13 protein-coding genes are annotated in these 14,161 nt (G+C 50.8%); 10 read left to right on the forward strand and 3 right to left on the reverse strand.

What is annotated here, in order from left to right; all coding sequences use genetic code 11:
* Positions 1-16 precede the first annotated feature (16 nt).
* Complete coding sequence (gene gyrB / locus HP572_RS20420; protein WP_240584172.1) at positions 17-2,434, forward strand: DNA topoisomerase (ATP-hydrolyzing) subunit B; 2,418 nt, start codon at positions 17-19, stop codon at positions 2,432-2,434.
* Between the two features lie 140 nt (positions 2,435-2,574).
* Here gyrB and HP572_RS20425 read toward each other — a convergent pair whose 3' ends face one another.
* On the reverse strand, positions 2,575-3,765 hold the full coding sequence (locus HP572_RS20425) for an MFS transporter (RefSeq protein WP_205549519.1): 1,191 nt from the start codon (positions 3,763-3,765) through the stop codon (positions 2,575-2,577).
* Positions 3,766-3,929: 164 nt separating this feature from the next.
* Between HP572_RS20425 and HP572_RS20430 the strand changes: the two genes are divergently transcribed.
* A complete protein-coding gene (locus HP572_RS20430) occupies positions 3,930-4,298 on the forward strand; it encodes a GFA family protein (RefSeq protein WP_240584173.1) in 369 nt (122 codons plus the stop codon).
* Between the two features lie 49 nt (positions 4,299-4,347).
* Here HP572_RS20430 and HP572_RS20435 read toward each other — a convergent pair whose 3' ends face one another.
* The gene (locus tag HP572_RS20435) at positions 4,348-6,351 is read right to left on the reverse strand and encodes a methyl-accepting chemotaxis protein (RefSeq protein WP_371745290.1); all 2,004 of its coding nucleotides are present in this window, start codon (positions 6,349-6,351) and stop codon (positions 4,348-4,350) included.
* Positions 6,352-6,741: 390 nt separating this feature from the next.
* The gene (locus HP572_RS20440; RefSeq protein WP_240585793.1) at positions 6,742-7,755 is read right to left on the reverse strand and encodes a LacI family DNA-binding transcriptional regulator; all 1,014 of its coding nucleotides are present in this window, start codon (positions 7,753-7,755) and stop codon (positions 6,742-6,744) included.
* 211 nt (positions 7,756-7,966) lie between these two features.
* On the opposite strand from HP572_RS20440, the gene HP572_RS20445 reads away from it, so the two are divergent.
* The 8 genes from HP572_RS20445 to HP572_RS20480 all read left to right on the forward strand — a co-directional run bounded on the left by HP572_RS20445 (position 7,967) and on the right by HP572_RS20480 (position 14,134).
* Positions 7,967-8,272 (forward strand): PTS sugar transporter subunit IIB, encoded by a 306-nt coding sequence (locus tag HP572_RS20445; RefSeq protein ID WP_039317538.1) that lies wholly within the window; start codon positions 7,967-7,969, stop codon positions 8,270-8,272.
* A 16-nt stretch (positions 8,273-8,288) separates the two neighbouring features.
* Positions 8,289-9,602 (forward strand): PTS sugar transporter subunit IIC, encoded by a 1,314-nt coding sequence (locus tag HP572_RS20450; protein WP_240584174.1) that lies wholly within the window; start codon positions 8,289-8,291, stop codon positions 9,600-9,602.
* Positions 9,592-9,918 (forward strand): PTS lactose/cellobiose transporter subunit IIA, encoded by a 327-nt coding sequence (locus tag HP572_RS20455; protein ID WP_205549728.1) that lies wholly within the window; start codon positions 9,592-9,594, stop codon positions 9,916-9,918. The genes HP572_RS20450 and HP572_RS20455 overlap by 11 nt, the downstream gene beginning before the upstream one ends.
* A gap of 33 nt (positions 9,919-9,951) precedes the next feature.
* A complete protein-coding gene (locus HP572_RS20460) occupies positions 9,952-11,394 on the forward strand; it encodes a 6-phospho-beta-glucosidase (protein WP_240584175.1) in 1,443 nt (480 codons plus the stop codon).
* 155 nt (positions 11,395-11,549) lie between these two features.
* Positions 11,550-12,365, forward strand: a complete 816-nt coding sequence (gene yidA / locus HP572_RS20465; protein ID WP_010281188.1) for a sugar-phosphatase — start codon at positions 11,550-11,552, stop codon at positions 12,363-12,365.
* 248 nt (positions 12,366-12,613) lie between these two features.
* On the forward strand, positions 12,614-13,081 hold the full coding sequence (locus tag HP572_RS20470; RefSeq protein WP_240584176.1) for an Hcp family type VI secretion system effector: 468 nt from the start codon (positions 12,614-12,616) through the stop codon (positions 13,079-13,081).
* 10 nt (positions 13,082-13,091) lie between these two features.
* A complete protein-coding gene (locus tag HP572_RS20475; RefSeq protein ID WP_240584177.1) occupies positions 13,092-13,712 on the forward strand; it encodes a pesticin C-terminus-like muramidase in 621 nt (206 codons plus the stop codon).
* Entirely contained in the window at positions 13,709-14,134 is a 426-nt protein-coding gene (locus HP572_RS20480) for a lysozyme inhibitor LprI family protein (RefSeq protein ID WP_240584178.1), read from the forward strand. Before HP572_RS20475 ends, HP572_RS20480 begins: the two co-directional genes overlap by 4 nt.
* Positions 14,135-14,161 lie beyond the last annotated feature (27 nt).

Here is a 14,161-nt window from a genome sequence, read left to right on the forward strand (position 1 = left end):
TGAGCGAGAAACGTTGATGTCGAATTCTTATGACTCCTCAAGTATCAAGGTATTGAAAGGGCTGGATGCGGTACGTAAACGCCCAGGTATGTATATCGGCGATACGGACGACGGTACCGGCCTGCATCACATGGTATTCGAGGTTGTGGACAACGCTATCGACGAAGCACTCGCTGGCTATTGTAAAGACATTATCATCACCATCCATGCTGATAACTCAGTATCGGTGCAGGATGATGGCCGTGGTATTCCGACCGGTATTCACGAAGAAGAAGGTATCTCCGCGGCTGAAGTCATCATGACCGTGCTGCACGCGGGCGGTAAGTTCGATGATAACTCGTATAAAGTCTCCGGCGGCCTGCACGGCGTAGGGGTTTCAGTGGTTAACGCCCTGTCAGAAAAACTGAAACTGGTTATTCACCGCGACGGGAAACTTCACGAACAAACCTATAAACACGGCGTGGCACAGGCACCGCTGGCTGTTACGGGTGAAACCAACAGAACCGGTACGACGGTGCGTTTCTGGCCGAGCCATGAGACGTTCACCAATGTGGTGGAGTTCGAGTATGAAATCCTGGCTAAGCGCCTGCGTGAGCTGTCGTTCCTGAACTCCGGTGTCTCCATCCGCTTGATCGACGAGCGTGAGAAAGATAAAGCCGATCATTACCATTATGACGGCGGCATCAAGGCGTTTGTTGATTACCTGAACCGTAACAAGACGCCAATTCACCCGAACGTGTTTTATTTCTCGACGGTGAAAGATGACATCGGCGTGGAAGTGGCATTGCAGTGGAACGATGGTTTCCAGGAAAACATTTACTGCTTTACCAACAACATTCCACAGCGCGACGGTGGTACGCACCTGGCCGGTTTCCGTGCCGCGATGACCCGTACGCTGAATACCTACATGGATAAAGAAGGCTACAGCAAGAAAGCCAAAGTTAGCGCCACCGGTGACGATGCGCGTGAAGGGCTGATTGCCGTCGTTTCCGTGAAAGTGCCGGATCCGAAATTCTCCTCGCAGACCAAAGACAAGCTGGTTTCTTCCGAAGTGAAAACTGCGGTTGAATCGCTGATGAACGAGAAGCTGGTGGATTATCTGATGGAAAACCCGTCAGACGCCAAAATCGTGGTCGGTAAAATTATTGATGCTGCCCGTGCCCGTGAAGCGGCGCGTAAAGCGCGGGATATGACGCGTCGTAAAGGTGCGCTCGATCTGGCTGGCCTGCCGGGCAAACTGGCGGACTGTCAGGAACGTGACCCCGCGCTGTCTGAACTATACCTGGTGGAAGGGGACTCAGCGGGCGGCTCTGCCAAGCAGGGGCGTAACCGTAAGAACCAGGCGATTCTGCCGCTGAAGGGTAAAATCCTGAACGTTGAGAAAGCCCGCTTTGACAAGATGCTTTCCTCACAGGAAGTCGCGACGCTGATCACCGCGCTGGGCTGCGGCATTGGCCGTGATGAATACAACCCGGATAAACTGCGCTACCACAACATCATCATCATGACCGATGCTGACGTGGATGGTTCGCACATTCGTACTCTGCTGTTGACCTTCTTCTATCGTCAACTGCCTGAAATTGTTGAGCGTGGTCATGTGTATATTGCTCAGCCGCCGCTGTACAAGGTGAAAAAAGGCAAGCAGGAACAGTACATTAAAGATGACGAAGCGATGGATCAGTACCAGATCATGCTGGCACTGGACGGCGCGACGCTGCACACCAATGCACAGGCTCCTGCGCTGGCGGGTGAACCGCTGGAGAAACTGGTTTCTGAACATTACGCCGTACAGAAGATGATTGGCCGTATGGAGCGTCGCTTCCCACGTGCGTTCTTGAACCGCTTGATTTATCAACCAACGTTGGCTGAAGCCGATTTGGGCGAGCGTGAAAAAGTACAGGCGTGGGCGGAATCGCTGGTTAGCAGCCTGAACGAAAACGAATTGCACGGCAGCACATACAGCTTTGTCATTCACCATGATGAAGAACGCGGCGTATTTGAACCGGCGCTGCGCGTGCGTACGCACGGTGTGGACACCGATTATCCGCTGGGTGCAGGCTTCGTTGCGGGCAGCGAATACCGCAAATTGAATCAGCTGGGCGACAAACTGCGTGGCCTGATTGAAGAAGATGCGTACATCGAACGTGGTGAGCGTCGCCAGCCCGTTGCCAGTTTTGAACAGGCGCTGGAGTGGCTGGTGAAAGAATCCCGCCGTGGCCTGACCGTACAGCGTTATAAAGGTCTGGGTGAAATGAACCCGGATCAGCTGTGGGAAACCACGATGGATCCGACCAGCCGCCGCATGCTGCGCGTGACAGTTAAAGACGCGATTGCTGCTGATGAGTTGTTCACAACGCTGATGGGTGATGCCGTTGAGCCACGTCGTGCGTTTATCGAAGAGAACGCCCTGAAAGCGATGAATATCGATATCTGATTCGGTCTACGTTGTTATCGTTATCTAAGCCAGCTCCCTGCGGAGCTGGCTTTTTTTATGGCGAGCTTCCTGCCCGCCACCCTTTGGGCCGTCGCAAGCGACGTTGAAAAACGTTCCCTACGTTTTTTTATATCTTTTCATCAGGCCAGCGCACGTCGTTTGGCGCTGCGCATTTCTTGTAGCAGCGTGATGAAAGACGTGATGAGCATAAAGATAACGGCAGACCAGAAAATGGCGTGAGGATGGCCGTGATCCAGCAGCCAGCCGAACAGCACCGGTCCTGCGGCACCGCCAATGTTGAAGCCAGTGGAGACAATCCCAAACACTCGTCCTTCCGCGCCCGGTGGTGAGGCAGCGCGCACCAACATATCCCGGGAAGGGGCAATCATGCCGGAGAGGAAGCCCGCGGCGGCCAGCAACGGCACGAGCACAACGGTGGGTAAGGAATACATGGCAACGATACTGACCAGCACAGCGGTGACAGCCAGTGCCGCCGTCGCCACCAGCCCGTGGCGCTTGGTTTTATCCGCCAGTGAGCCGCCAGCCAATACGCCAAAGGCGCTGGCGAACAGGAACGCGGTCAGCGCTACGTTAGCCTGTGACAGCGACAAATCGTAGCCCGTGACTAACGCTGTCACCGAGAAGTTCTGAATCGAGCCCGTACTTAAATTCAGCAACAGGAACAAAATCAGCAGCGCCAGAATCGGCAGTGTGAAAACGGGCGCGCGCGATTTGCTCGGCTGGGTATCTGTTGCTGCCGCAGGTTTCACTCGGATGGGCTCATCGCGATCCGTCAGAAGCAGCGGTATCGTCAGCAAGCCGAGGACGCCGGAAACGATGAATGCGCTACTGATGCCGGAAAAGGCGGCAACGGACAGCAAAATACCGGGCGCAATCGCGGTGCCCAGAAAGCCGGAAAACGTATGCACCGAGAACGCGCGGCCCATGCGTTTCTCATCAATCCCACGCGACAACAAGGCGTAATCCGCCGGATGATAAACCGCGTTCGCTACCCCTGCGAGCCCCATCGCGGCGACCAGCCAAACGTAGCTGCCTGAAAAACCGAGCGAGAGAAAACAGAGGCTCCCGAGCGTGATCCCGGCGGTTAACGTGCGGCGTGCGCCGATGCGGTCCACCATAAAACCAATCGGCGTCTGTACGCAGGCGGAGACAATATTGAATACGCTGAGCGCAAACCCGAGCTCGACGAAGCTGATATCACGCTGGGCTGACAGCAGCGGAATGAGCGCGGGCAGCACCATCATATGGAAATGACTCACCAGATGCGCTGATGAGATTTGCGCCAATAGCGGTAGTTTTATGAATTTCATGTTGTTTTTGCAGCTTACAGGTCTGTAGATTTTATTATCGTGAGAGCTGGCGCAGGAACAGGGCGTCACTCCCTGGCAAATGGATCATAAGGTTAGCATATTATTTATATCATCTATGGCGAATATTGATACCCGCCTTTGCGGCAGAATGGGGAGAGGGCGACATGACGATCAAATCGTATTTGGGTGGGTGTTTGTGTGGTCAGATTCGATTCAGGGCGACGGGTGAACCGGGCAATCCGCATGCCTGTTCTTGTACCTACTGTCAGCAGCATTCCGGTGCGCCAACGCTACTGTGGGTTGAGTTTCCCCGAGCTGCGGTGGAATGGATTGGCGAAGGCGGAGAGCCTGCGCACTATCGTTCGTCCGACTATTCCAGCCGGGCTTTTTGTCCGCACTGCGGCAGCACGCTGGGGGCGATTGATGATGAGCCGACCATTGCGCTGACGATTGGGAATTTCGATGAGAAAAACAGCCCAGAACTGAAGCCAACGTCGCATTCGTTTGAGGATTGCTGTCCACGCTGGGAATAACGCACGGGCCGTTTCCGGCCCGTGCGGGGGAGTTGATGAAGAATGGTGATTACGAGAGCTTAAATACCAGCACCGTTTGCGCGAGCTGTCTGGCTTGCTCTTCCAGCGACGCGGCGGCTGCCGTGGCTTCCTGTACCAGTGCAGCATTCTGCTGGGTGACGCCGTCCATCTCGTGAACTGCCTGCGTCACCTGGCTGATTCCGCGCGATTGTTCATCCGATGCTGAGACAATCTCGTCCATGATGTCTTTTACCGACGTGACGGCACTCAGCATTTCCTGCATGGTCTCACCGGCGTTCTGAACCAGCGTGACGCCGCTATCGACACGGCTGGCGGACTCCGTAATCAGCGCGGTGATGTCTTTTACGGCACTGGCGCTACGCTGCGCGAGGTTACGCACCTCGTTGGCAACAACGGCAAAACCGCGCCCTTGTTCGCCCGCTCTGGCGGCTTCCACCGCCGCGTTGAGTGCCAGAATATTGGTCTGGAACGCGATACCGTTGATGATGCTGGTAATGTCGGCAATCTTCTTCGAACTGTCGTCGATCTCACTCATAATGTGGACAACCTGACCGACTATCTTGTCACCTTTCTGAGCGATCTGCGCGGCATTCTGCGCCAGCGTTGTGGCGTTATGGGCATTATCCGCATTCTGTTTCACCGTTGCCGTAATCTGTTCCATGCTGGCAGCGGTTTCTTCCAGAGCTGCCGCCTGCTGCTCGGTGCGGGAAGCCAGATCGGTGTTGCCTGCTGCAATTTCCGTCGCACCGTGGCTGACAGATTCGCTGGTGCTAATTAGCTGTTCGGCGATATCTCTCAACTGCGTCTGCATGGCGTTCATGGCGTAAAAAATACTGCTGTCGTCCTTCGGTAGCACAGGGATGGTCTGTGTTAAATCCCCTTGTGCCACGGACAGAGCGATCTGCGCGGCCTGAGTGGGTTCACCACCGATAGGGCGCACGACCTTGCGGTTAAAGATGATGCCCAGCACACCGGAAACCACCACGATGCTCAGTATCATAAGCAGCAGGCCCACGTTGCGCTGCTGCACCGTTTCCGCCATCACCACATTGACGGAGGCGGACAGGCCGAGCATCCAGGGCGTACCGGTATTGCCGATGGTGACTGGCACATACACGTTAAACGCCGGCGTGTTCAGCACGGCATTGTCACGTTCGATCTGATAAGACTGACCTGTGGTGACATGCTCAAGCAGCGTTGGGTCGTTTTCAATTTTCTTGGTTATCCGGGCTTTGTCAGGATGAGAAATGTAGGCACCGGTGTGGGACAGCAACTGAGCGTAGCCCGTGCCTTCATAGGGCTTGATGTTGTTGGTGAGCTGTTGCAGCGTATCCAGCGAAAAGTCCGCGGTGACGGAGCCGTAAAATTTGTTGTTGATAATGATGGGCACGGCAATGGACGTCAGCAGGACATCGACGCCGTTGTAAGGGTAGCTATACGGCTCCAGAATCACCTCTTTCTGGAGTTTCTTCGGCAGCAGATAGTAGTCGCCGCTGCCGGGTGTTTCATAATCCAACAGAGTATGCAGAGCAACGTTGCCTATGGTATTGCGGTCAACGTAGCGGACGAAGCGACCTTGAGGATCCTGATCGGGTTGGCCAGCGTACTCCCGATCTTTGCCGTCAAACGCATCAGGTTCCCACGCCAGCGACATCGAAAGGAAATCAGGATGGCTCTTCAGCGCATTCTTCAGCAGCGTCTCAGCGGTTTTTCGATCGGCGTTGCCTGCTTCTTGCAGGCTGACAACGCTCTGCACCAGATTGCGCGCCGCATGTAACGCGACATCCAGCTTTTGCTGAATAAGATAGCTGTTGGTATACGCCGTTTGCTCAAGATACTGCTGTGCGATGGTTTTTTGCTGCTGGCCAGATTGCCAAATCAGCAGGCCAATAGTGAGAATAAAACCGAGTGCGATAGTGGTGACGCCCGCCAGGAGCATCAGCATCCGTGTGCTGAGCTTTCTTTTTGACGCTGTTGGCGAGGTGTGAATGGATGGATTGCTGTGGTTAACCGGTAACAGTGTTGTAGACATATGCGTAATATCCCCTGGGATATAAGCGCCTATACCCGTCATACTTCAAGCTGCATGTGCGTTGGCTGCGCTTGCTCACCCGAATCACTTACTCAAGTAAGCTCATCGGGATTCCCTCGCTTGCCGCCTGCCTGCAACTCGAATTATTTAGGGTCTATAGGTACTTTTTTTATAAAAAGAATCAATCGATTGTCTTCCTTTCTGTTTTTGGGTCATTCCCTTGCGCGACTCGTCATTATTTGTGATGTAAGTCACAAATAAATTATCGGCGAGAAACAATATCTCTTTAGGCTGTTCACGAAAATGTCACAAATCAGCGAGGGGTATAAATTGGTATCGCTGTGAACGGACAGAACAGTGAGGCAGTGTGCCTCACCGTGTGAGTGAGGATTAGGCGGCAGGGCCTTTGCTGACGGAATCGCGGATAATCAATTCGCCCTTGAAGACTGGCGCAGATGCGACAGTTTCACCCTCCAGTCGACACAGCAGTTTCTCAAGGGTATAGCTGATCATCTCGGCGACGGGCACATGCACGGTAGTCAGGGGTGGGTAGAACCATGATGCCATGGGTAAATCATCGAACCCCAACAGCGAGACATCCTGCGGAATTGCGAGGCCGTGTTCGCGTAGCGCTTTGGCTGCGCCAATCGCCATATCATCATTGCTGGCGACGAGGGCACTAAAGGTGGCAGACCGCTGAAGCAGGATTTGTGCTGCCGTATAGCCGCTGTCATGGGTCCAGTCACCTGGCGCAACCAGCCCGTCATTATAGGGAATCCCGTTTTCCTCCAGCGCTTGCCGATAGCCCGTCAGTCGGCTTGTACCAGTAGGAGAGTTCGCCGCTCCGCAGACAAAAGCGATATCACGGTGGCCCTGTGCAATCAGGTAATTGACGGCATCATGGCAGTGCTGTCGGTGATTGGCGCAGATGCCATTATCGCCGTGTTGATGCAGTGTGCGGTTCACGACCATGATCGGCTGATCGTGCTGTTCGATAATCTCTTCCAGTTCATTCGTAGAGAGAAAACGCGGATAGATAATGACGGCATCGCAGCGTAAATCGAGCAGGAACTGGATCGCTTCGCGCTCTTCTTCTGCGCTGTGCTTGCCATCCGCCATGATGAGCTGTCGCCCGTATTTCTCCGTCATGGTTGCCGTTTGGAACAGCAATTCGCTGAAATAGGGGCCGCTGTACAGCGTGTTGGTCACAACCAAACCAATAATTTGCGATTTGCTCGTGGCGAGCTGGCGCGCCAGCAGGTTGGGCCGGTAGCCGATCTCTTCAATCGCCTGGAATACCCGATCCCGCGTGGTTTTACTGACGTAGTTATTCCCTGTCAGCACGCGTGATACGGTGGCTTTGGACACACCGGCTTTTTTCGCTACATCGAGCATGGTTACCATCGTACTTTCCCGTTCTCCTGTACTGCCTGATGTCGTCATTATAGGGAAAAATCCTCCTTTTTTATCACCAATAACAAGTGTAGGGATAAAAATATTCCCCGATTGCGCTATTTATGATCGCCTTCAAAAAATAGTAAAAACAATATGAAACCGGTTGCATATTATTTTGTGTCTTGCTTGAATAATAAAAAAACGGACGGTGAGGTGCAGTATGAATAAGATTTTACTCTGTTGCGCAGCAGGAATGTCTACCAGCATGCTGGTACAGCGGATGGAAAAGGTCGCCGAGAAAAATGCGATCGCTGTTGAGATAAAAGCCGTGGGTTTTGAAGAGTTTAATGAGCTGATTGATGAATATGATTGCTGCCTTTTAGGGCCGCAGATTAAGTATAAACTACCTGAATTCAAGGTGATAGCTGACGAAAAAGCGAAGCCGATTGCGGTCATTAATATGGTTGATTACGGCATGATGAATGGGGAAAAAGTCCTCAATGATGCCCTGGCGATGATCAATTAGTATAACGGGAGGAATAATGAGTAAATTAAGCGAGTCATTATTCAGCGTTATCGAAAACCGTATTAGCCCAATTGCGGCAAAACTCTCTAGCCAGCGTCATGTTGTAGCAATTAAAGATGGCTTCATTGCCTCTATGCCGTTTTTAATTGTCGGCTCTTTTATGATGTTATTCGCTCATCCACCTTTTAGCCCGAATAGTGAATGGGCTTTTGCGCAGTGGTGGCTGGGGATGGTGGAACGCCACGGCGAACAAATCATGATGCCCTATAACATGACGATGGGCATTATGGCAGTGTATATCACCAGCGCCATCGCTTATAACCTGGCGCAGAGCTATAAAATGAACGGTTTTATGGCGGCGAGTCTGTCGCTGATGTCGTTCATGGTGGTGGCGGCTCCGCAAATCGACAAAAGCCTGCCGGTTGGGTCGCTGGGCGGCGAAGGGATTTTCACCGCGATTATCGTGGCGATCTATTCGACGGAGCTGATGCATTTTTTGCAGAAGCGCAATATTGGTATCCGTCTGCCTGAACAGGTGCCGCCGAAAATTCGCCAGTCTTTCGATCTGTTGATCCCAATCCTTGCCATCTTCCTGACGCTTTTCCCACTTAGCCTGTTTATGCAAAGCCAGTTCGGCATGCTGTTGCCGCAGGCGATCATGGCCGTCTTCGCGCCGATTATCTCGGCATCCGACTCGCTCCCCGCCATCCTGATCGCGGTGCTGCTCTGCCACCTGCTGTGGTTTGCCGGGATTCACGGCGCGGTTATCGTCGGCGGCATTTTGCAGGCGTTCTGGCTGACCAACTTAGGGATCAATCAGGAAGCGTTTAACGTGGGCGCACCGATCACCAAAATCTTTATTGAACCCTTCTGGCAGTTCTTCATTACGGTGGGCGGCTCGGGCGCGACCATGGGGCTTGTCTTCCTCTATCTGCGCAGCCGTTCTGCTCACCTGCGCTCCATCGGCAAGCTGGCCGTGGTGCCGAGCATGTTCAACATCAACGAACCGGTGATTTTTGGTTCGCCTGTCGTGATGAACCCGCTGCTGTTCATCCCGTTTATTACCGCGCCGCTGGTGAACGCCACCCTCGCCTATATCGCGTTAAAAACCGATTTGGTGCACCGCGTCATTTCCCTTGCGCCCTGGACAACGCCGGGCCCGATTGGCGCCGCCTGGTCTACGGGGTGGGATTGGCGTGCGGTGGTGCTGGTGGGGGTACTGATTGTCGTCTCGTCCTTAATCTATTACCCCTTCTTCAAAATGTATGAACGTCAGCTGGTCGCACAAGAAGTGGGGACAGCAGAGGAGGCAGTAAGTGATGCTCGATGAAACGACAGTAATGGAACTGATTATCTATGCGGGAGAGGCGCGTTCCAGCTCAATGGAGGCACTGAGCGCCGCCAGAAAATATGACTGGGACAAGGCTGAGGAACTGCTGAACACCGCTTCCGTTGCGGCGCGCAAAGCCCACCAAATTCAGACGGCCTTGATTGGTGCCGATGAGGGCAGCGGGAAAATCCCGGTCAACCTGATTCTGGTTCACGCGCAGGATCACCTGATGAACGCGATGCTATGCCGTGAACTGGTGGAGGAGCTGATTCAACTGCATCGGGAAATCTCCACTCTTAAACAGCTTATCAATTAATAGTATGCAAACCTGAAATGAGAAGGAAATAACATGTCTGTTCAACAATTACCGAAAGACTTTCTGTGGGGCGGCGCGGTAGCGGCGCATCAAGTTGAAGGTGGTTGGGATCAAGGCGGCAAAGGCGTCAGCATTTGTGATGTCCTGTCCGGCGGTGCCCACGGCGTTGACCGTGTGATTACCGATGGCGTACAGCCTGGTGTCAGTTATCCAAACCATCAGGCGGTGGAGTTCTACTCCCACTATAAGCAGGATATTGCCCTGTTCGCCGAAATGGGCTTCAAATGTTTCCGCACCTCGATTGCCTGGACGCGTATTTTCCCCAATGGCGATGAGCTGGAGCCGAATGAAGCAGGCCTGCAATTCTATGACGACCTGTTTGATGAGCTGCTGAAATACAATATCGAGCCAGTGATTACGCTGTCTCACTTTGAAATGCCGCATCATCTGGTTAAGCAATACGGCGGCTGGCTGAACCGTAAAGTGGTGGATTTCTTTGTTCGCTACAGCGAAGTAGTCATGAAGCGTTACCAGTCCAAAGTGAAATACTGGATGACCTTCAATGAGATCAACAACCAGCGCAACTGGCAGTATCCGCTGTTTGGCTACTGCTGTTCCGGCGTGATTTTTACCGATCACGACAAGCCAGAGCAGGCGATGTACCAAACGCTGCACCACCAGTTTGTTGCCAGTGCGAAAGTGGTGAAACTGGGTCATGAAATTAACCCGAATTTCAAAATTGGCTGCATGCTGGCGCTGGTGCCAATCTATCCGTGGTCGTGTCATCCGGATGACGTGATGTTTGCACAGGAAGCGATGCGTGAACGTCACCTGTTCGGTGACGTGCAGCTGCGCGGTTACTACCCGTCTTACATCCTGAAAGAGTGGGCGCGCAAAGGCTATCAGATTGATATGCAGCCGGAAGATGAACAGACGCTGCGCGAAGGCTGCACGGACTATCTGGGCTTCAGCTACTACATGAGCAGCGCGGTGCAACTGTCGGCGAAAGGCCAGAAAAAAGAAGATGCGATCACGGGCTTTGACGGCGGCGTGAAAAACCCGCACGTGAAGGCATCGGAATGGGGCTGGCAGATTGACCCGGTTGGCCTGCGCTATACGCTGAACAGTTTCTACGAGCGTTATCAGAAACCGATGTTCATCGTCGAAAACGGCTTTGGCGCGGTAGACAAAGTGGAAGCCGACGGCAGCATTAACGATGATTACCGCATTGAATACCTCAAAGCGCATATCGATCAGATGAAGAAGGCCGTCGTCGAAGACGGCGTGGAGCTGATGGGTTATACCCCGTGGGGCTGCATCGATTGTGTGTCCTTCACTACGGGTCAGTACAACAAACGCTACGGTTTCATCCACGTGGATAAACACGATGACGGCACCGGCACGTTCAAACGCTCGAAGAAAAAGAGCTTTGACTGGTATAAGAAGGTGATCGCCAGCAACGGCGCCGAACTATAACTGCGATTGCAGGAAACGTTGGTCATAGAGCCGTGCTTAACCGCACGGCTTTTTACGTTGCGCGTCATACGCCTGTCACCCTGCTGTATTTCACTAACGACTTCATCGCTGAATCGCGTTAGCATGAAAACAGATAACTTGATGCTGGAAAAACTATGTCTGTAAAACTGATCGCTATTGATATGGACGGGACGTTGCTGACGCCCCAAAATCAAATTTCACCTGCGGTAAAAGCCGCGATTGCCGCTGCCAGAGAGAAAGGCGTGCAGGTCGTGCTGGCTACCGGTCGCCCCTACATCGGCGTCGAACGCTACCTGATGGAACTGGATTTGCAGCAGGAAGGCTGTTACTGCATCACCAATAACGGTGCGCTGGTGCAGCGTACGGTCAACGGTGACTGTGTGGCGCAAACGGCGCTGAGCTTTGACGATTATCTCTACTTCGAAGCGCTGGCCTGCAAACTGGGCGTCCATTTCCATGCGCTGGACTTCAATTTCGTCTATACCGCCAATAAAGATATCAGCCCTTACACCATTCACGAATCTCACCTGACCGGGATGCCGTTGAAGTATCGTGCGGTTGAAGAAATGGATCGCAGCCTGACGTTCCCGAAAGTGATGATGATTGATGAGCCAGAGATCTTGGATCGCGCTATCAGCCAACTGCCACCGGAAGCCTTTGAACGCTACACCATCATGAAGAGCGCCGAATACTATCTGGAGATTCTGGATAAGCGCGTCAACAAAGGTGAAGGCGTGAAGATGCTGGCAGAGCACCTCGGCATTCCACGTGAAAGCGTCATGACGCTGGGCGACCAGCAGAACGATTTGGCGATGATTCGCTATGCGGGTATCGGCGTCGCGATGGGCAATGCCATCGATGAAGTGAAAGAAGCCAGCCAGTTTGTCACCAAAACCAACATGGAAGACGGCGTCGCTTATGCAATCGAGAAATTTGTGCTGAATGCCTGATTAGAGTGATATAAATTGGAATAGCCATCAATGATGGCTATTCCATGTCTAATTATTTTCATGCTATTTAATATTATAGTTTTTAATGGTATTCAGTCAAAAAATATTAAAATTAAATTTTCTTTAAGAAAAGCAAACCTGACATTAATTTCAATTCAAGGTTGAGTGGTTTTATAACTTCCTCTTGCTAATCATGTGGAGTATGCTCTCCCTGAGAAAAATAATCTAAACTAACAAGGGAAATGTATATGTCAAATCTTATTTACCTCACCTTAGAAGGTGATCAGCAGGGGTTAATTTCTTCTGGGTGTTCGACAGTTAATTCTATTGGTAATCGTTATCAGTCTGGGCATGAAGATCAAATTCAAGTCTTAGGGTTAAATCATACAATAACGAGAGAAGAGAATATATCGCATCATCCTATACAACTCATTAAACCTATAGATAAGTCGTCTCCATTACTCGGCGTGTCAGTGACATCAAATGAAAAATTAACGGCAAAGTTTTTCTTCTATCGAACCAATATGGCAGGGCAATTAGAAATATTCTACGAGTTAATATTGACTGACGCACGAATTGTATCTGTTTCCTCATCATATCCTAACTCAATAAATAATAATGATTCTATTCCTTATGAAGAGGTCATGCTAAAATATGCCAGTATATCTTGGTCGCATAAAATAGCAGGCACATCGGGCTATAGTATTTGGAATTAGAGAACTGATTATGAACGATATAACTGATGGAACATCACTAATAACGGATGGTAAAGTAACATTTAACTCTGAAGGAAATAATATAAAAGGATCAAAATATTATAGTAGGGTTATTCACTATCCAGAAAGAGGTGGGTTGTCGGGTGTGACCATTGGCCGAGGATACGATATGGGGAAAAGAACACGACAAGAAATTTATTCGGATTTAACGATGGCTGGAATTTCTCAGGAAAAAGCCACTATAATATCTCATTCAGCTGGTCTGATAGGATCTCAAGCTAAAGAATTTGTTAGGGTGAATAAGGATAAAATTGGAGAAATAACAGAACAACAGCAGATTTCTTTATTTAAATACACGTATAGAAATTATGTAATAAGAGCGAGATCGGTATACAATCAAAAGACAAAAGATATGCGGGAAAAGCCTGACTGGGAAGAGCTTCAGCCTGCGATAAGGGATATCTTGATTGATGTCGTATACCAAGGCTATAGGGGGGATACAATAATGTTGGCAGCAACAACGAATAACATAGATGATATCATTTCTTTAATAATGAACTCATCTGAGCTTAGAAGGGATGAAAATAGCAGGAATAGGGTGAAATATCTAAACGAAAGCAGGGCTAGATGATGATTATAAAAAAAGTACTTTTCATTTTTTTTCTTCTATTTCCATTTTTTTTAAATGCAAAAACGACTGACGATTATCTGAACGAGAGTAAAATAGGAATATGCAAAAAAATGATAGAGGATGAGGGCGAAATTAGCGTGTATGAGTGTGCTTATTTAATGGTGAAAGAGTCTGATAAAAAACTCAATAAAAGGTTGTCAGAAAGAACTTTAGAATTAGTTAAAATAAATGACAACGACATCATCAAGGCATTCAAGAAGCATCAACGTTCATGGGAAAAGTATAAAAAAGACCGATGTGCATACGTAACATCAGGCACGGAAAAAGATAGCGCAGCGTATCAATTCCACTTAAATCTCTGTAATGCAACCGAAAACTACCGAAGAATCGAAACGCTGGAAGATGAGCCTTCATTTCCATAATTGGCATGTTAAACGTTAAAATCCTTG

Source organism: Pectobacterium sp. PL64 (assembly GCF_022477975.1).
Lineage (GTDB): Bacteria > Pseudomonadota > Gammaproteobacteria > Enterobacterales > Enterobacteriaceae > Pectobacterium > Pectobacterium jejuense.